The sequence below is a fragment of the Candidatus Electronema sp. PJ genome, from assembly GCF_048287395.1.
Lineage (GTDB): Bacteria > Desulfobacterota > Desulfobulbia > Desulfobulbales > Desulfobulbaceae > Electronema.
The window spans coordinates 93,301-110,284 of sequence record NZ_JBLWEO010000042.1 but is presented as its reverse complement, the minus strand read 5'-3'; the positions used below and the strand labels follow the sequence as shown (position 1 = coordinate 110,284).

Below are 16,984 nucleotides of genomic sequence, written 5' to 3'. Positions count from 1 at the left end.
GGTACATCGAAGGCTTTTACAACCGCCAACGGCGGCATTCGGCGATCAGTTATCAGTCGCCGGACAACTACGAGCCGCTCTTCTTCAAAAGGGCTACTTAGGGAATAAAACGTGTCCGCTATTGCGAAGACAGGTCAACCTTCTCTTGCTCAACAACAAAGAGTTACTGCTTGGCAAAAGAAGGTTGTGGCTAAACAACAAAAGGTTGTTGCCGAGCTAACAAAGGTTGTTGTTTGGCAGCAACCTTCTGTTGCTCGACAAGAACTCTTTGTGGCTAAACAAGAACCTTCTCTTGCCGAGCCACAACCTTTTGCCAGCGAACTACGAACATTGCTTACCTGACAGAAAAAAGCTGCGGCTGAGAAGAAACTCTTCTGAATCTAGTGAAAAAGAGAAAAGGCGGGATGAAAACAGAGGACTGCTGCGCCGCAGCAAAAGGCGGCGCAGCAAAAACAGCTGAGAGATCAGAGTAAATCTGATGGCTCGTTGAAAACTACAATTTTTGCCTTGGGGAAGAAGTTGAATTCCGAGGCAGAAGCGGCAGTGTAGGCCCCCATCATCCGTCCAACCACCAAGTCACCGTTTTTCAGCTTGGGCAACATGATGTCCTCAGTGATCACATCAATGCTGTCGCAGGTTGGCCCGGCCAGCACCGAGGGATACAGCTCGCCTTGCATGTGCAGGGCTTCCACCGGATAGGCCGCATGGTCGTAGATCATGCCGCTAAAGGAGCCGTAGAGGCCGTCATCCAAGTAATACCAGGTTTTGCCGTCGCGCTCTGCCTGGCCCATGACTGAAGCCACGGCTGTAATCGCTGGCGCAACGATGAAACGGCCTGGTTCGGAGATTACATCTACGCTTTCCGGGAACTCAGCCAGTGCTTGGCGAATTGGCACGCAGAACTCCTCGATGGACAGAACTTCGTCGATGTAATGCACCGGGAAACCGCCGCCAATATCCAATGTGCTGAGTTTCGGCAGACCTAATTCCTGCACCCGCCGGAAGACTTCGCCGCAAGTTTGAATTGCCGTGACATACTTCTGCGGATCAGCGGTCTGGGAACCAACATGAAAGGACAAGCCTTTGATGCGAATGCCCAAGGTATGCGCCTGCTGGATTAACTCAACCGCCTTATCCGGGCTACAGCCGAATTTCTTCGACAGATCAGAATAGGCATCTGCGTTGCGGAAGCTGAGACGGATCAGCAGCTCGGCCTCATCGCGGTACTGGCTGAATTTTTCCAGCTCGTTGAGATTATCAATGACAAAGACCGTACAACCATACGCCAACGCATAGCGGATATCTGAATCCCGCTTGATTGGGTGGGTGTGGATGGTCTTTTCGCCGGGAACACCAGCCTTCCGTACTAAATCAACCTCGCCGTTGGTGGCCAGGTCAAAGTTTGCTCCTTCCTGGAGCAGGGTTTTCACCACTGCCGGATGGGGCAATGGCTTCAGAGCAAAGTGAGCGGCAGCTTCAGGCAACGCTTGCCTGAGAGCACGGTATTGACGGCGGATGATATCGCAGTCAAGAAGCATTACCGGCGTGCCGTGGAGGGCTGCCGCAGATTCTATCTGCTCGCGTTCAGACAGTTGATTGACAAATTCTGAGACGCGGACAGATGCGGCAGGTAGTTTGGGCAGAATAACAGACATAGGACACCCCCCTCAAGTTAAAGTTTACAAAAGAAGACAAAAACCTCAACTCTCTTGCTCCCGACAGTTGCTCTGTCATTGCTCGCTTCATGGGGCGATTCTGCACGGATTGGCTATCAGCAAGAAAAGGCGAACATAATAATTGAAAATGACGCGCTCCGCAAGACTGTAGAGGCCGTCAATACATATTTTTTTGTAGGGGTATTTTTTTTGCCGACAACTTTTTTTCATCCTGCTGATCTTGCGGCGGAAATTCATCAGGCTGCGAACTGCGAATTTTCTCAGCAAACTGCTCCGCTGCCAGCGGTTTACTGAAATAGTAGCCCTGCACTTCGTGGCACTTTTTCTCCCGGAGAAAATCGAGCTGCTCCTGGGTCTCCACCCCTTCGGCCACCACTTCCAAATTCAGGCTGCGAGCCATCTGGATAATCGACTCAACAATGGCCGCATCATCCGAATCTTTGGTGAGTTCCGCGATGAACGACTGGTCTATTTTGATCGTGTTGACCGGGAATTTCTTCAGATAGGCCAGCGAGGAATAGCCAGTGCCAAAATCATCAATGGCGATCCTGACCCCGAGCTGGCGGATGTCCTGTAGCAGTTCAACGGTCTGTTTGGGGTGTTCCATCACTGTGCTCTCGGTGATTTCTAGCTCCAGAAAAGCAGCTGGTAGTCCGGTTTCCTCAAGCGTGTCGTGGAGGAGGGTCAGCAGCTTCCGGTTCTGAAACTGCCGCGACGAAAGATTGACCGCTACTCGGTGTAGCCCCAGCCCCTGCTTTTCCCAGGCTTTGACTTGGCGGCAGGCAGTTTTCAAGCCCCATTCGCCCAGCGCGGTGATCAGGCCAGTCTCCTCGGCAATCGGGATAAACTCTGCTGGAGAAATCACGCCTTCTTGCGGATGCAACCAGCGGATCAAAGCCTCTGCGCCCACCATTTTTTCCTCATCTGCCAGGGAATATTTGGGCTGATAATAGAGGACAAACTCATTGTTGTCCAAAGCATGGCGGAGCTGCTTCTCCAAGGTGAGTCGCTGGACCAGCTGCTTGTTCATCTGCGAGCGGAATTGCTGAAAGCTGCCATGCTCTCGCTCCTTGGCAAAGTGCATGGCTGTGTCTGCATTTTTGATCAGCGTCTCTGCTGTCATCCCATCATCAGGATAAATGCTGATGCCGATGCTGGCGTTGATGAAGACTTCCTCGCCGTTCAGGTGGAAAGGTTGCTGAAGGAGGTGGAGCAGCCGCCGGGCTAGATGCTCCGCAGATTCCCGGAATTTGATCTCTGACAAAATCACGCTGAACTCATCGCCGCAGAGTCGGGCCACCACATCGCTTTTGCGCAGCCCGCTTTTGATCCGCTTGGCTGCTTGCATCAGCAACTCATCGCCCGCCTTATGGCCGAGTGAGTCATTGATATCTTTAAAGCGATCTATATCAATGCAGAACAGGGCCAAGGGGATATCGTGGCTCTGGCTGTTGATCATGGCCTGCTCAAGCCGTTCATGCAGCAGCGTCCGATTCGGGAGCTTGGTCAATGAATCGTAAAAGAGCAGATTTCTCAGTTTGCGCTCGGCATTCCTTTTTTCGCTGAGGTCGGTGAAAATACCCACATAGTTGACCGTGACATTGCTCCTATCCCGGATGGCATTGATGGTCAGCCACTTTTCAAAGACCTCGCCATTCTTGCGGCGATCCCAGACTTCCCCGGCCCAGGTACCAGTTTCCATGAGCTGCCGCCACATGGCCTCATAAAACGCCTTATCGTGGTGGCCAGATTTAGAAATCCGGGGATTCTGGCCGACAACCTCCTCCCGCGCATAGCCCATGATCTTGGTGTAGGCCTCATTGACATCCACGATAGTCGCCTCGGCATCGGTGATGACAATCGCCTCCTCGGTGTTGGCAATAATCTTTTCATCCAACCGCAGCTGCTGCTCCAGTTTTCTGTGCTCGGTGATGTCGGTTTGGATGCAACCGATGCAGCAGGCCTCCTCCAGGGTGTCAGCAAGAGGGAAGCAGGTGGTCAGAAAGGTTTTCGTGCCGTCTTGCAGGGAAATGCTTTCCTCGTATTCTGTCACTGTCTCGGCCCGCCCGCAGCAGGGCTGGAGCTTTTTGGTCAGAGGCGGCAGGATATCAGCGGCAGACTTGCCGATCACATCTTTCTTCTTGATCCCGAAGAGTTCTTCAAATCGGCGGTTGACCATCACAAAGCGTCCTGAGATATCTTTCAGGGTGACAGCGGATGGTGAATTTTCAATGAGGTCGGCGAGCTGCCTGCGGCTGTTTTCCAGCTCATCGCGACTGCTGCGTAGCTTCTGGATGTGCTCCTGGCTACGGCTGATAAAAAAGCAGAGAAGGAGGAATAAGGCAGCCAGGCGCAGAAGCTGCCAGAGCCACCAGGCTGCACTCCACTGGGCGGCAAAAGGAAAGAGCAAGGCTGCCGAGGCTAAGACGAAGCTCCAGCCGGTCAAGCGCAGTGCGTTCTGGGCAGAGCTGTTCTTCTGGCTGGAAAAATGCAGCCCAGCGATGAGGAAGCCGAAACCGCCGAGTACACTCATGAGCTGGGTGATAAAAAAGGTCTGCGCAAGCGGAATATGGTCAGGATACAGCAGAAAGCCACAGCCAGGCAGAACGCAACAGGCGGCAATGAGGCAAGGAAGCCAGTTAAAGGCCGGTCGCCGAACGAGGCGTTCGGGTAGGAGCGTCAGGGCAAAGAGTAGGCCGCCGATCAACGCGGCTAAACTAGAAAGCCAGCTCGCTGCTGCCTGCGGTGCACCTCCGGCATTGAAGCCGTCCAGCACTCCCATGCCGGTCAAGGCAGCGGCTATCCACAGGAACTGCGGCTCGCTCCCTTCAAGGTGCTTCCGCATCAGCATGATAAACAAAGCAGCGAGCAGAGCAGAGACTGCGCTCCAGCCCAAAATCAGAGCGGCCAGCGGTTCATGCGCGAAAGTCCAGGCCCCAGCCCAGCGGTCAGCCAGCACTGTCAGGCTCCTTGGCAGAACTGCGCCAATCAGCACTGCCGCACTGACCAGCAGCAGCCGATTTCTCTTTGGTATCTTATCTTTTTGCCTGCTCATAACCCACGTGTGACCTACAGCATGGCTCTTTCGATGCCGTACCAAAAGATACTTTCAGCTTTGTTCTGAGGTAGGAAAAATAGGCAGCCTCCGTTCAATATCTACTCTCTGGCAGCCTCTCTACTGGATGATGAATAGCAGAATTTGTCAGGGCTGTCAATTTTCAGTGAGTTACTCTTCCTTTCTTACTCGTTTACAAAGCAGTTCTACTCGGTAAAAGAGGAGTTCTACCGACTTGCAAAGGAGTTGTACTCGGCAGAAAAGGAGTCTGGCCGAGTACGAAAGGAGTTCTAGTAAGGCACAAAGGAGTCTTGCCGACCTGGAAAGAAGTTTGAGTCGGCCAAACTCCTTTGTTACTCACCAGGAAAGCAGTTTGGCCAAGCCGAACTCCTCTGCTGCCGAGTACAACTCCTATCCAAGTCGGCAGAACTCCTCATTGGCTTATTGGAACTTCGCTTCAACCTGATTGCCATTCATTGTAAATCCTTCTTGTTGGCTTATGCAGAAGATCTAAAAAAAGACGGAACCGTTTTGGTTCCGTCCTTACAATGCGAGACAGATCAGCAGAAGCTTGAATCAAGAGCTGCCGCTGTGTCCGGCCTCTTTTTTGTCATCAGTCTTCGGCGGCTTCATGCTGCTGCCGTGGCATTTGGCGCAACTGCCCTGATCAGTGACGGCAAAGGCGGTGACTCCATCGTGGCAGGCTCCGCAGTATTTGCCTTTTTCAAAGCTACTCATGTTGAAGTCGCCTTTGGCCTTGGCTGTGCCGTTAGCCTGCTGAAAGAGGCTGTTGTGGCAGTCAGCGCATTTGAATCCGGCCCTTTCCGCATGGAACTTGTGGCTGAACAGGGAGATGTCATAGGTTGGCACGACTGAGGGATCGGTCATCGCCGGAGCTTGCTGCTGTGCCTGCGCCGCCAGGGCAGACGTAGCAGCAAGTCCAAGAGACAGTACCCCTCTGAAAACCAAGCTCTTTGCTTTCATGCCGAGCTTATTACTCGTGCTTACTGCTGGTTTCACTGCTGCTCATGCCACGGGGCAGGGCCGGTGGCGGTTCAGGCTTAACCGGATTAAAGCGATGTTCTTGAACAGTGTGGGGATTGTGGCATTCTGTGCAAGTCCACCACCGCTTTTTCCCTCCCACTTTCCACTCGCCAGTACGCTTGCCGTGAAGACCCATCCGCCAGTTGCTGTAGGTATCGCCGTGACAGCTGCCACAGAGCTTATGGGATTCATCAAAGCTGACCTCTTTCTTTCGACGGTCAACAAGGGTGTCGCGATTGGCAGCATTATGGCAGTCGAAACACCAAATTGCTCCCCGGCCATGCTGTAGCTTGGTGGCATCGGCGATGATATCTTGGTGCATCTGGAGCTGGCGGGGATCATTCTGCGGGGCAGCAGCCTGATCTGCACTGGCATGACAACCGCTGCACGGCATGGGTGTTTTGAAGTGCTTCGTCCGGGGCCGGATGACTGCTTGGGCAAAGTCGCTATCCGTCTCATCGCCGAACTTCGGCATTTCACCCATAGGCACGGTGTCAGTGTAGGGATCACCGTACCAGAGGACAGCTCCGGTGGTCGGCGAGCACTTCACATTGGGATAACCGAACTTGGGAACTGCATTATCCACCTTTGGGAGATTGGTGGAGCCTTGGATGCTTTCGTAGCACTCAACTGATGCCGCGCCAGACTTGTCTTGTGCTGGTGCCGCATCAGGCTTGCCTTCTTCTGCCACAGCCAACCCGCCTGTTACTAAGACAAAAAGGCCGCAGAAAATTCCTGCTCTCATGTAGTTGCTCATTTCGCACCTCCACTTGCTTCCACTGTTTTGGTGTCTCGCACCTCACCGGTCAACACGCCAATCGCACCCTTGGTGAGCAAGGTCAGCATAATAAAGCCGACTGCCCAGATAAACAGGACGTTGAAGATTTCAATCAAGGTTGGATGATACACGGCATACTCACCCAAGGGGGTCGGACTGAAGGCCGGAAAGACCAATACTGCCGGTTTTTCGATCAGGACGATCAGGAAGACCACCAAGCAGATCACCGGCAACAAACTGTTGTAGCTCTTCCGTATTGTGGTATTGAGCAGCATGATGAACGGCAGCACGATCAGGGTCATGGTCATCTTAAACCACGGAACATAGGCATCGAGACCGTGGTGCCCCTCCATCATAAACTCCAAGGAAGCAGCATGATGGGTGGCTGGATAGAGTTCATTGAAAAACTCAGCGACAAACACCAAAATGATGATTCCCAGACTCCAGACAATGACCTGCGAAAAAAAGTCAATCACCGAGTCCGCAATTTGCAGCTTGCTGAACTTGCGGATCAGGAGGAACATGATGATGATCAAAGAGGATCCTGACGCGCCTGCCATGGACAAAAAGGCGAAGGGGAGGACAGCAGTATGCCATGAGAAAATTGCCGCGTTGCTGCTGAGGATGAAGGCGGTGACGATATGAATTAGCGGCCCCCACGCCACGGCCACATAGATCAGCGGGGTGTAGAATTTGGTGTTCATCGGCTGACCGATATAGCGCATGTAGAGCAGATAGGCCACCGCCACCAAGTTGATGGCGAGGTAGGTGTTCAGAACGATGATGTCATAGGTGAGCATCGAACTGGGAAAGTTGAAGATGCCTATCCCAGGAATTGCGTGCCAAGCCCGGTCTATCCGGCCCATGTGGTAGAAGATGAAGTTCAGGCCGATAATGACGAAGGTCAGAGCGATGATCTCGCCCAGCACGGCCAGCTCCTTCATATCTTTGCGCTTATAGATATACGCGGGAATCACCACCAGCACTGCCGCCGCCGCAATGTGGGCGGTGAAGATGAAGTTGGAGATGAACAGTTCCCACGTGATTTGGTCTGTAGCCCCGGTGACGATGAGGCCCTTGGTCATCTGCACGTAGGTGGTGATAAGGCCCACAAGGACAAAAAAGGAAAGAAAGAGCAGCCAGCCATAGTAGAGTTTTCCTCCTTTGATGGCATAACTGAAAAAATCACGGGCGAACGCTGTCGGCTTTTGCGAAGCTGAAGCTATTTGCTGTTTCATGGTCATTATCAATACCTCTCTAATCCATGTAATAGAAAAATTTTGGATAGGTGCTGAACTCTTCCTTGAACCGGAACACCTGCTTGGTAGCCAAAACCTTCCTCACCTCGCTTTCTGGATCGAGCAGGTTGCCAAATTTTCTTGCACCCACTGGACAGGCTTCCACACAGGCTGGATAGCGTCCCTCTCTCACCCTTTGTAAACAAAAGGTGCATTTTTCCATAACCCCACGCGGGCGAGGACGGTTCCCCAGATAATGGGTTTTGGGATTCATCTCCTCGCTCGGCAACACTGGTTCGCCCCAGTTGAAGCGGCGCGCCCAGTACGGACAGGCCAATTGGCACATCCGGCAGCCGATGCACCAGTTGTAGTCAATCACGACGATGCCGTTGGGATCTCGATACGTGGCCCGCACCGGACAGGCCTTGACACAGGCTGGTTTCTCGCATTGCTGGCACTGCACCGGAAAATAAAAGGCATTGTCTTCTGGAACCAGCTCTGGTTCATAGTAATGCTCGGTAGTGCCAGAAAGACCAACATGTTTTTCGGCATGGCCGCCAGATTGAATGCCGTGGTCTCCCAAGGGATTGCTGCTGGGATAGCCCTTATCCAAATCTTTCGAGTCAAAGGCGAGATTGCCTTTCTCCATCCGCAAGACCCGAATCCACTGGATGGCTGGATCGCGGGACTGATTGTTTTCTCTGACGCAGGCCTCAACGCAGCGACGGCAGCCAATACATTTGGAAATATTGAGTGCATAGCCAAACAGCACTCCATCCGGGGCAGGCGTGTTGGCCACTGTGACCTGCTTGCTAAACTGCTCACTATAGCGTTCTTCCAGGCGGGCAATGGCCTTTTGCTTCTGGGCATCACTCATCAACTCAAAGTGACCCTGCAAGGCTTCGGCTATGCTCACGGCCTTGGCAGTGGCTGCTGGAGCTGTCACGGTTGCAGCGGCGGCGGCAACACCCATCTTCTTCAGGAAATCACGGCGGGATTCTTTCACCTTCCCGTCGTCCTGTTCGTCAACCATCTCTCTTTTGTCTTCAGACATCGTGTATTGCCTCTGTTGAATATGGAGAAAGGAATATCCTCAAGACACCGTCTGGTGATGGTTGCGCAGGATATGGTCAAACATCTGTTGCTTCTCTTTCTCGGTCATGATGAGCAACTTTTTGTCAGCCATGATCTGCTGCTGCCGCAAATCCTCCTCGGTGGCGCGTGTACGGGCGTTCGCATCGCCGACTTTTCCGGCAGACTTTGTGATTGCTGCTCCGGTCAAACCGGCAGCCACCACAACACCCAGTGCAGCTGCTGCCCGCTGGAGAAAAACCCGCTTGCCGACAATCACCTCATCCTGCCCTTTGTGCGTACTCCCACTCACCATCTGCTTTTCAGCCATAACTGCCTCCTTATTTTGTACTTTATACTTTAAAATATGCTTATAATCTTTTCAGTTTCATCAGCCAAATGACCAGACATAGGCTGGTCAGTGTTCATAGACCCAGAGGCACCCGAATACCTACGGGGAAACATAATGTATTCTTACCAAGACCCTTCCGCCTCAAAAAACGACCGCTACTGATTACCTGCAAACCACGCTGATAGTCAAGGGAAAAAGTAGAGGCCTGCAATTTGGGGAGCTGACTGCATATCAGGCTCCAGCCGCATCGTTTTCTATGAGTCAGGGAAAGCGGGACTTTTTCAGGGCAACCAAAGCGGCGTTACCCTGTTAGTACCAATCAATTCTCTCTCGCTGGCCAAGCAGTTCGGCTTGGCAACAGAGGAGTTCTGCCGACTTGCAAAGGAGTGGTACTCGGCAGAAAAGGAGTTTGGCCGACTAGAACTCCTTTGCAAGTCGGCAAGACTCCTTTGCGGCTTAACAGGAAAGGAGTTTGAGTCGGCAAGACTCCTTTGCGGCTTAACAGGAAAGGAGTTTGAGTCGGCAAAACTCCTTTGCGACCGACTTGGCAAGCAGTTTGGCCAAGCCGAACTGCTTTGTTACTCGGCCAAACTCCTTGGCTGCCGGGTACAACTCCTTTCTTGCCGAGCCAAACTCCTTGGCAAACAAGCAGCACTCGTCCCTTACTTCTTTTTAATGCAAACAAAAACGGAGACAAGTCAGTATTACGCAGCCGACAATCCATGCTGTCATCATGATCAGGCAGTATCTTCGTGCTCTCCCTTGTGCAGGCAGGAATAACAGAGGGCCGACAAGGATTGTTGGCACAAAAACCCCGGCCCAGAAGGTCGGAAGGTAACGGAACAACTCCTGCATCCCGATAAAAAACCACGGCCCGGCGATATGAAGCAGGCCAAAGCGTTCCTGCTCTAAAGGTGCTTGCAAAAAAATGGCGGCAGCGAGAATGAGCAGGATTAAGGCCACATGGTTGCGCCAGAGTGCGCCGTAGCGTTTGAGATGCGGCCAGAGGCAAAAGCCGCCCAGTAGCATCAACCCGGTGATATGGTGCAGATAGATCTTCTGCACCCCTGCTGCCCCGACATCGACAAGCAGTTTGTTCAGTGGCTTACCGAACAGCGGGATCGAACGGAGAGTGTTTTCGGCAATGGCTCCAGCCGCATCGCCTGTGGCATCGTCCCGGAGGATGTAGCCGGTGAAGAGAAGGAGTAGGCTGACCGGTGCAGCCGCGCTTAGGCGCAACCAAGCAGAGCGGGTGAAGGGGACCTTGTTCTCCCAGATCACAATGATGAGATGGACGAGCAGGAGCAGGAAAAAGATCTGGCTAGAATAATAGTGCAGTGAACGCCAGAAGGAACCAAAAGGCACCACAAGCTGAATGGTCGCCGTGGCATAAAATGGTTCCGCTGGATTATACTGGAGACCGAGAACCAGACCCGACAACACCGAGATATAGAGACTGATCAGTGCCTGGCCGCCCCAGTGTACCAACAGCAACTTGTTCTTTATCTGGAGCGGCTCGTCCATTAAAGCGTCACCACGTAACCAATCACGACACCGCTGGCATCTTTCTGGACTTCCACCGGAAAAACCGCCAGATTTTTCTTGGCTGGCCCGGCTAATCTTTTACCTTGGGGCGTGAAGCGGCTTTGATGGCAGGGGCATTCAATAAGCTGCTTGTCTTCGAGGAAATTCACCCGGCAACCAAGGTGGGTGCAGGTACGTGAAATCGCCCAGGCCTTACTTCTGTCTGTCTCGGCAAAAAGAAAAAACTCCCGCTCGGCATGAACACCGCTTCTCGGCAGAGGCGCGGTAATTTTCACGTGCCTTGGTTTCGGTTTAATCGTGTAGCCAGTGAACTTCAGGAGGGGATGAATCAAGGCCATGCCAGATAACGCAGCTGCCCAGCGGATCAAACCAGTAACAAAGCGGCGGCGGTCTGGTTGCTGTTGTGAGGCAGGGCAATTCATCTTCCGAATTTTGCCTTGAGCGCGGCCTGCACATGAGCCGGAACCATGCCGCTGATATCGCCGCCGTGCCGGGCTGCATCCTTGATAATGGACGAACTAATGTAAATCCAGCGAAAGCCAGTCATGAGAAAAACCGTCTCTACCCGCCGCTCCAGCTTGCGATTCATCAGGGCGAGCTGAAGTTCGTAATCAAAGTCAGAAACTGCCCGCAGGCCGCGAATAATAGCGCAGGCATTTTTCCGCATTGCGTAATCAACAATCAGGCCACTGGCTGTATCCACCTCTACTTGATTGTTAGCGGCAAAACAGCTTTGAATCAGGTTAATCCGCTCCTCCAAGCTGAACAGAGGTGCTTTGGCTGGATTAAGAGCAATGGTAATAATCACCCGATCAAACAGGCGCAATGAGCGGGTGATGATATCAACATGCCCATTGGTGATGGGATCAAAGGTACCAGGATAAATAGCGATACGGGCAGTTGCGGAAGTATTTTCGTTCACTTGGTTCCTGTTGATTCCTGCTGATAGAACCAGAGACCGGTCTCACCATAGCACCGCTGATCAATCAATCTGAAGCTGCCAGACTGTTCCGGCAGTCCAGCGTTCTTGCGCTCTTCGGCGATCAACAAGCCCTCCGCATTGAGCAAAGCACCTTGTTCAACCGCTGCGACAGCCTGTTCAGCGAGCCGCCGCTCGTAGGGCGGATCAAGAAAGATCAGGTCAAAACGCATCTCAGACGGCAAGCGGTTTTTCAGGCGAGCAATGCCGTCAGGCCGGGCCAGGTCAAGCTGAAGAAGTGCCGCCTTGGCTCCGGTGATGCAGCGGTTCAGGTTATCCTGAATGAGTTGCAAAGCCAACTTGGACTGATCAACAAACACCGCTGCTGCCGCGCCCCGGCTCAGGGTCTCCAAGCCAAAAGCCCCAGTGCCTGCGTACAGGTCGAGCACCGTGCTGCCAGGGATTTTCGCCACAATGATGCTGAACAAGGCTTCCCGCACCCGGTCGCTTGTTGGGCGGATCAGCGTGCAGCCGGATTTTGGCCCGGCTATACTGCGGCCCCTGGCTGTGCCGCCGGTAATGCGCATGATTTAAACAGAGCCTGCCTCTGGCGGCTGTTGTTTCCGTCGCACCAGTGCATACAACTCCATGAGCGGCCCAGAGGCGGCATAGCAGAGGGCGATCACCAACAGGGTGACAGACGGCTCTGCGGCGATGACCGAAATGAATACAATGATTCCGACCGCCACCTGAAAACGTTTTTCCTTGGGAATCTTCACCTTTTTAAAGCTTAGGTAGCGGTGAGTTGAGATCATCAGGTAGGCCAGCAGATAGACCAACAGCAGGATAGAGAGATACCTCATCTTGGTCGGATCGGCGATCTCCTGATCGTGGCAGAACATCACGATGGTGGCAACGACTCCAGCAGCAGCAGGACAGGGCAGGCCAACAAAATCATGATGCTTTTGCTTTTCTGGCGGTGCCTCGGCAATGGTGTTGAAGCGGGCCAGGCGCAGAGCAGTGGCAGCGACATAGAGAAAAGCGGCCAGCCAGCCGTAGCGACCGTAGGGCTTCAAGGCCCAGAGATAGGCCAGCAAGCCTGGGGCCACGCCAAACGAGACCATATCGCAGAGGGAGTCAAGCTGCATCCCGAAGCCGGAGGTGGAACCGGTTAACCGGGCCACTCTGCCGTCCAGTCCATCGAATATCCCGGCGATAATGATCGCCACAGCTGCCGAATAAAATCTGCCGTTGATGGCAGCGACCATTGAGTAAAAGCCGCTAAACAGGCTGGTGCAGGTCAACAGGGAAGGTAGAAGAAAAAAACGGTTAGGCCGCAGCAGTTCCATGACGCGCCTCGCAGAAACTATGAGATGAAAGCAGTACCGGCCTGCCCGGTCTGCACCGGAAAGATATTATACCTGTGGAGTAAGGAGATGCAACAGAATTAAGGAAAATCCGTCTGATCAGACGAGAGGCTTTTACTTGTCCGCACGGCTCGCAGCCACGCTCAACCTGTCCTGATCTCGCTGGCCAAGGAGTTTGGCTTGGTACAAGAGGAGTTCTGCCGACTTGGAAAGGAGTTGTACTCGGCAGCAGAGGAGTCTGGCCGACTTACAAAGGAGTTTGGCCAAGCAGCAAAGGAGTTGTAGTCGGCAAAACTCCTTTGTTGCTCAACAGGAAAGCAGTTTGGCCAAGCCGAACTCCTTTGCTGCCAAGTAGCACTCCTTTCTTACCAAGCCAAACTCCTTGGCAAACGCGCAGGAATCTTCCCTGGCGTATTTGACTATGCGACAACGTGACCAATTCCCCTTTTTGTACCTTGAGCAAAATTATACTGCTCCATTCAAGCCGCATCCCGTATAATACCGTCTATAACTAGCGGTCTGGAGGAAGCCGTAACGGATAAGAAACTGGCGAAAACAATATATATGCGGAGAATGATAAAGGTTGTACTGCTGGCGGCGTTGTTGCCCTGTAGCTGTGTTTCAGCAGGCGAGCAGAGGACGACGGTTTCTGTGCAGGTGAAGGAAAGGAAAGAATTCTGCTGGCCGCTAGCTGAGTTCCGCTATTCCCTCAACCGGCCTACCGGCGGCTGGCTTGCGCAACGAGGGCGGAATTCCCATCATCTTGGCGTGGACATGTTCGCATCAGTCGGCCAGCCCGTGCGGGCAATAGCCGATGGCGTGGTGCATGACATCTCGGAAAGTGGCTGGGGGAGAGGTAATGTCGCTATCATGGTGAAACACCGGCTAGCAGATGGCCGCTGGTTCATTGCCTTGTATGGGCATGTCAGGAACATCTTCGGCTTGCGGAAAGGCAGCAGGGTGCAGAGCTGTGGCACCATTGGTCTCATTGGCCCGTACCGCTGCGGCTCGCATGTGCATCTGGGCATCATTGCGCCTGGCAGGCTGCCGCACGCCCCTTACGGCACGAGCAAGATGGACAACCACAACAACTTCATCAATCCAGTCCGCTTCCTTCAAACCGGACAGCCAGAGGAACCAGGTAAAGACGAGGAACCGCTCAAGGGCGAACAGACCGCCTCGGTTGCTGTACCGCCGCAGTGTGCAGGGCAGAATTTAGCGGAAGGGTCGGAAGAGGAGGACAAGCTTCTCCAAAACGTTCTCGATAGCGAAGAACCAGTGGCGAAAACTGGCAAGGCCAAGCAGCATCTTAAGCAAAAGAAAAACCGCCATCATACCAAGGCCGCCAAGGTCAGCAAGAAAAAGCACAAGAAGAGCAAGGCCGCGATTAAAGCTAAGGCAAAAAAAGGCCGCGCCAAGCATTCTGTATCTGCTTCTGCACGGAAGAAGCAGGCTGCGAAGCATCAATCCGGTAAATCCAAGGATCAGAAAAAGAAGCAAAAAGCGCGGAAGTCTTCTGCAAAGAAACGAGCTGCTCGAAAGCGTTAAGCTGCTCGCCCCGGCCTTTACAGATGCGCTCGGCAGATAACTCCGGTGGCATGGTCAGGAGAATGACCATGTCAGGCCGGGGCGCGAAACTGTTGCGGGCAAATATCTCTGCTGGTTCAAAGCCATTCGCCCCCTGATACGCCGCTGTGGAATAATAGTACCGATCTGTCAGGACAATCTTGCCTGCGGCGAGTGCCGGTTCGATCACTTCTTGCACATGCAACCGACGGTCTTGGATGAATAAGTCCAGTTCTTCTTCGGGCGAGCAATGTTCCCGGCTGACATACAGCTCGCGAATTCGGCGGCCATAAACACTGTCTGTAGGTTCGCGAGTCAGTACCACTTCACAACAGCCTTGCGCCCGGAGAAACTCAGCCAGCAGCTTGATCTGGGTTGTTTTGCCCGTGCCGTCTATGCCTTCAAAGGCGATCAACTGTCCTTGCTTCATCGTGTCCTGTTCCTTGCAATCTCTCTTGCCATTTGCCAAGCCGAATGCAAGCTGGAGGCATCAGCAATTCCCTTTCCAGCTATATCGTAGGCTGTGCCGTGATCTACAGAAGTGCGGACAATCGGCAAACCAAGGGTTACGTTCACCCCGTCCTTAAAATGAAGCAGCTTGAAGGGAATCAAGCCCTGATCGTGGTACATACAGACCACCGCATCAAATTCGCCGTTTACTGCTTTATGAAAAATCGTATCCGGTGGCCAAGGGCCGGTCACAACGGCATGTCCCTTGTATTGCCGTAAAGCAGGTTCAATCAGCTCAATCTCTTCTCTGCCAAACATCCCCTGCTCTCCGCTATGGGGATTTAAACCTGCCACGGCAATGCGCGGTTGCGCCAACGCGAAATCCTGACGCAGAGCATCGGCAGTCATGCTGATGCAATCCACGATTCCTTCAGCAGAAAGCAGCCCGCTAACCTTGGCCAGCGGCTCGTGAATCGTGACTAGCACAACCCGCAGCCGCGTACCAGCCATCATCATCCGATAGCGGCTGGTGTTGGTCAGTTCGGCCAACATTTCAGTATGACCAGGATAATGAATACCAGCTTCGTTGAGAGCTTTCTTAGAAATGGGGCAAGTAACGATGGCGGCAAAGTCGCCAGCCAGCGTGCCTTGCACTGCGTGGCGGATATACGCGGCCATAGCCAGCGAAGTGGCCTTGGTCGGCTTACCCCAGCCCAGTTGCTCTGCCGCCAGCTGCGATAGCTCTAGCGTTGGTACCGTACCTGGTTTGATTTCTCGGCCATGCTGCCAGGAAACAGGCGTACTCTTGCTGCCCAACAGCTTGGCAGTGCGGGCCAGCACGCCAAGATCACCGAGCACCACGGGCGCAGCAGCAGCTTCTTCGCTGGTCAAGTTGTCAAAGAGACGAAGAATAATTTCCGGGCCAACGCCAACTGGGCAGCCCATTGTGATGGCAGCAGGTTGCATGATTTGATTTCGGTTTAGCAGATATTTTCAATATAGTGAAGCCAACGATGCGCATTCAAAGGCATTGGTCAGCAGTTCCACCCTAAAAGCACCTTTTTCAGGCACAACCGCAGCCACGTCAAAGCGTGATGGCATATCCAAATGGTGTTCTGCCATATATTCCAGGGCAGCCGCAGTCAGCCGTTGTTGTTTGCGGCTATTCACTGCCTCAAAGGGACTGCCAAATTGCTGACTGCGCCGGGTTTTCACCTCAACAAAGACCAGACAGTCGCCATCGCGGGCGATAATGTCGATTTCGCCGCTGGGCAGACGGCAATTGCGCGCAAGAATGACATACCCCTGTGCTGCAAGAAAGCGAACCGCTGCTTCTTCGCCGTTCCGCCCGGTTCTGTTGCCGGAATCACGCTGCCGCATGGGATTGTTGAAGAAAGTTTCTTCTTGATTCAGGTGCGACCAGACGCAAGCCAAGCAATAAACGCCGCGTTTGCAGCTGGAAATGGCTCGCGGCACACTTGCAACGCCTCATAGTAAGCTGACAATGCCGCATGTAAAGCATTCCGTGAGGCACAGCACGCTTGAAACGCCACGTTGCACGTTTGCTGTGCCTCGCGGCAAGCGTGAAATGCCGCGCAGCATGTGTGCCGAAAGGCTCGGCAAGCGTGAAACGTCATGCGGCACGCTTGCTTTGCCTCATTGCACGCTGACAATGCCGCATGTAAAGCGTTCCGCGAGGCTCGGCAAGCGTGCAACGTGGCGTTTCAAGCGTGCTGTGCCTCATGTAAAGCGTGCAACGCCGCATGTTCAGCCGGAAATGAGGCGTTGCAAACAGCCTTCACCGCCCGGCCCTTTTCCGCATAAGCAAATCAAATTTCCGCAAAAAGAAAAACTGCCCAATCTGAAACAGACTGGGCAGCGGAAACAACGATTCTGTGAGCGGGGCTGACCGCAACAGAAGGA

18 protein-coding genes and 1 pseudogene are annotated in these 16,984 nt (G+C 53.4%); 4 read left to right on the top strand and 15 right to left on the bottom strand.

Translation table 11 applies throughout. The features are described from left to right. The first annotated feature begins 111 nt into the window (after positions 1–111). Positions 112–342 (top strand): hypothetical protein, encoded by a 231-nt coding sequence (locus ACNKIB_RS06790; protein WP_417909792.1) that lies wholly within the window; start codon positions 112–114, stop codon positions 340–342. A 122-nt stretch (positions 343–464) separates the two neighbouring features. On the opposite strand, the gene ACNKIB_RS06785 is transcribed toward ACNKIB_RS06790, so the two are convergent. Then, a complete protein-coding gene (locus tag ACNKIB_RS06785) occupies positions 465–1,655 on the bottom strand; it encodes a type III PLP-dependent enzyme (RefSeq protein ID WP_417909791.1) in 1,191 nt (396 codons plus the stop codon). A gap of 178 nt (positions 1,656–1,833) precedes the next feature. Further along, positions 1,834–4,731 (bottom strand): EAL domain-containing protein, encoded by a 2,898-nt coding sequence (locus tag ACNKIB_RS06780; protein ID WP_417909790.1) that lies wholly within the window; start codon positions 4,729–4,731, stop codon positions 1,834–1,836. Positions 4,732–4,875: 144 nt separating this feature from the next. On the opposite strand from ACNKIB_RS06780, the gene ACNKIB_RS06775 reads away from it, so the two are divergent. Continuing rightward, complete coding sequence (locus tag ACNKIB_RS06775; protein WP_417909789.1) at positions 4,876–5,025, top strand: hypothetical protein; 150 nt, start codon at positions 4,876–4,878, stop codon at positions 5,023–5,025. Between the two features lie 282 nt (positions 5,026–5,307). Here the strand turns inward: ACNKIB_RS06775 and ACNKIB_RS06770 are convergent, their stop codons facing one another. The 5 genes from ACNKIB_RS06770 to ACNKIB_RS06750 are packed head-to-tail and all read right to left on the bottom strand — an operon-like array spanning position 5,308 to position 9,193. Next, positions 5,308–5,715, bottom strand: a complete 408-nt coding sequence (locus tag ACNKIB_RS06770; protein WP_417909788.1) for a c(7)-type cytochrome triheme domain-containing protein — start codon at positions 5,713–5,715, stop codon at positions 5,308–5,310. A 10-nt stretch (positions 5,716–5,725) separates the two neighbouring features. Next, a complete protein-coding gene (locus ACNKIB_RS06765; RefSeq protein ID WP_417909787.1) occupies positions 5,726–6,520 on the bottom strand; it encodes a hypothetical protein in 795 nt (264 codons plus the stop codon). Between the two features lie 8 nt (positions 6,521–6,528). Next, the gene (nrfD, locus tag ACNKIB_RS06760; protein ID WP_417909786.1) at positions 6,529–7,791 is read right to left on the bottom strand and encodes an NrfD/PsrC family molybdoenzyme membrane anchor subunit; all 1,263 of its coding nucleotides are present in this window, start codon (positions 7,789–7,791) and stop codon (positions 6,529–6,531) included. 19 nt (positions 7,792–7,810) lie between these two features. Then, the gene (locus ACNKIB_RS06755) at positions 7,811–8,845 is read right to left on the bottom strand and encodes a 4Fe-4S dicluster domain-containing protein (protein ID WP_417909785.1); all 1,035 of its coding nucleotides are present in this window, start codon (positions 8,843–8,845) and stop codon (positions 7,811–7,813) included. 39 nt (positions 8,846–8,884) lie between these two features. Further along, a complete protein-coding gene (locus tag ACNKIB_RS06750; RefSeq protein ID WP_417909784.1) occupies positions 8,885–9,193 on the bottom strand; it encodes a hypothetical protein in 309 nt (102 codons plus the stop codon). Positions 9,194–9,565: 372 nt separating this feature from the next. On the opposite strand from ACNKIB_RS06750, the gene ACNKIB_RS06745 reads away from it, so the two are divergent. After that, positions 9,566–9,994 (top strand): hypothetical protein, encoded by a 429-nt coding sequence (locus ACNKIB_RS06745; protein ID WP_417909783.1) that lies wholly within the window; start codon positions 9,566–9,568, stop codon positions 9,992–9,994. On the opposite strand, the gene ACNKIB_RS06740 is transcribed toward ACNKIB_RS06745, so the two are convergent. Genes ACNKIB_RS06740 through pssA form a run of 5 tightly spaced genes read right to left on the bottom strand, consistent with a single transcriptional unit; the run spans position 9,887 to position 13,027 of the window. Further along, on the bottom strand, positions 9,887–10,738 hold the full coding sequence (locus tag ACNKIB_RS06740; protein ID WP_417909782.1) for a hypothetical protein: 852 nt from the start codon (positions 10,736–10,738) through the stop codon (positions 9,887–9,889). The genes ACNKIB_RS06745 and ACNKIB_RS06740 overlap by 108 nt on opposite strands. Then, positions 10,738–11,181 (bottom strand): ubiquinol-cytochrome c reductase iron-sulfur subunit, encoded by a 444-nt coding sequence (locus ACNKIB_RS06735; RefSeq protein ID WP_417909781.1) that lies wholly within the window; start codon positions 11,179–11,181, stop codon positions 10,738–10,740. The genes ACNKIB_RS06740 and ACNKIB_RS06735 overlap by 1 nt, the downstream gene beginning before the upstream one ends. Beyond that, positions 11,178–11,681 carry a pantetheine-phosphate adenylyltransferase gene (coaD, locus tag ACNKIB_RS06730; protein ID WP_417909780.1) on the bottom strand — a complete coding sequence of 168 codons (504 nt, stop codon included), beginning with the start codon at positions 11,679–11,681 and terminating at the stop codon, positions 11,178–11,180. Before coaD ends, ACNKIB_RS06735 begins: the two co-directional genes overlap by 4 nt. Beyond that, positions 11,678–12,265 (bottom strand): 16S rRNA (guanine(966)-N(2))-methyltransferase RsmD, encoded by a 588-nt coding sequence (gene rsmD, locus ACNKIB_RS06725; protein ID WP_417909779.1) that lies wholly within the window; start codon positions 12,263–12,265, stop codon positions 11,678–11,680. Before rsmD ends, coaD begins: the two co-directional genes overlap by 4 nt. A gap of 3 nt (positions 12,266–12,268) precedes the next feature. Next, positions 12,269–13,027, bottom strand: a complete 759-nt coding sequence (gene pssA / locus ACNKIB_RS06720; RefSeq protein ID WP_417909778.1) for a CDP-diacylglycerol--serine O-phosphatidyltransferase — start codon at positions 13,025–13,027, stop codon at positions 12,269–12,271. A gap of 582 nt (positions 13,028–13,609) precedes the next feature. Here pssA and ACNKIB_RS06715 point away from each other — a divergent pair. Then, positions 13,610–14,065: pseudogene (locus ACNKIB_RS06715) on the top strand (M23 family metallopeptidase); the annotation flags it as partial. A gap of 373 nt (positions 14,066–14,438) precedes the next feature. Here the strand turns inward: ACNKIB_RS06715 and tmk are convergent. Genes tmk through ACNKIB_RS06700 form a run of 3 tightly spaced genes read right to left on the bottom strand, consistent with a single transcriptional unit; the run spans position 14,439 to position 16,537 of the window. Beyond that, entirely contained in the window at positions 14,439–15,041 is a 603-nt protein-coding gene (gene tmk, locus ACNKIB_RS06710; RefSeq protein ID WP_417909777.1) for a dTMP kinase, read from the bottom strand. Then, the gene (pdxA, locus tag ACNKIB_RS06705; RefSeq protein ID WP_417909776.1) at positions 15,038–16,027 is read right to left on the bottom strand and encodes a 4-hydroxythreonine-4-phosphate dehydrogenase PdxA; all 990 of its coding nucleotides are present in this window, start codon (positions 16,025–16,027) and stop codon (positions 15,038–15,040) included. Before pdxA ends, tmk begins: the two co-directional genes overlap by 4 nt. A gap of 27 nt (positions 16,028–16,054) precedes the next feature. Continuing rightward, positions 16,055–16,537 (bottom strand): YraN family protein, encoded by a 483-nt coding sequence (locus ACNKIB_RS06700; RefSeq protein WP_417909775.1) that lies wholly within the window; start codon positions 16,535–16,537, stop codon positions 16,055–16,057. Positions 16,538–16,984 lie beyond the last annotated feature (447 nt).

Bases quoted from the DNA above. Each gene is read 5' to 3' on its own strand.
- ACNKIB_RS06770 (WP_417909788.1), bottom strand. From the start codon at position 5,715: ATGAAAGCAAAGAGCTTGGTTTTCAGAGGGGTACTGTCTCTTGGACTT.
- nrfD (WP_417909786.1), bottom strand. From the start codon at position 7,791: ATGAAACAGCAAATAGCTTCAGCTTCGCAAAAGCCGACAGCGTTCGCC.
- ACNKIB_RS06780 (WP_417909790.1), bottom strand. From the start codon at position 4,731: ATGAGCAGGCAAAAAGATAAGATACCAAAGAGAAATCGGCTGCTGCTG.
- pdxA (WP_417909776.1), bottom strand. From the start codon at position 16,027: ATGCAACCTGCTGCCATCACAATGGGCTGCCCAGTTGGCGTTGGCCCG.
- ACNKIB_RS06755 (WP_417909785.1), bottom strand. From the start codon at position 8,845: ATGTCTGAAGACAAAAGAGAGATGGTTGACGAACAGGACGACGGGAAG.
- ACNKIB_RS06735 (WP_417909781.1), bottom strand. From the start codon at position 11,181: ATGAATTGCCCTGCCTCACAACAGCAACCAGACCGCCGCCGCTTTGTT.
- ACNKIB_RS06765 (WP_417909787.1), bottom strand. From the start codon at position 6,520: ATGAGAGCAGGAATTTTCTGCGGCCTTTTTGTCTTAGTAACAGGCGGG.
- ACNKIB_RS06740 (WP_417909782.1), bottom strand. From the start codon at position 10,738: ATGGACGAGCCGCTCCAGATAAAGAACAAGTTGCTGTTGGTACACTGG.
- tmk (WP_417909777.1), bottom strand. From the start codon at position 15,041: ATGAAGCAAGGACAGTTGATCGCCTTTGAAGGCATAGACGGCACGGGC.
- ACNKIB_RS06785 (WP_417909791.1), bottom strand. From the start codon at position 1,655: ATGTCTGTTATTCTGCCCAAACTACCTGCCGCATCTGTCCGCGTCTCA.
- ACNKIB_RS06750 (WP_417909784.1), bottom strand. From the start codon at position 9,193: ATGGCTGAAAAGCAGATGGTGAGTGGGAGTACGCACAAAGGGCAGGAT.
- rsmD (WP_417909779.1), bottom strand. From the start codon at position 12,265: ATGCGCATTACCGGCGGCACAGCCAGGGGCCGCAGTATAGCCGGGCCA.
- pssA (WP_417909778.1), bottom strand. From the start codon at position 13,027: ATGGAACTGCTGCGGCCTAACCGTTTTTTTCTTCTACCTTCCCTGTTG.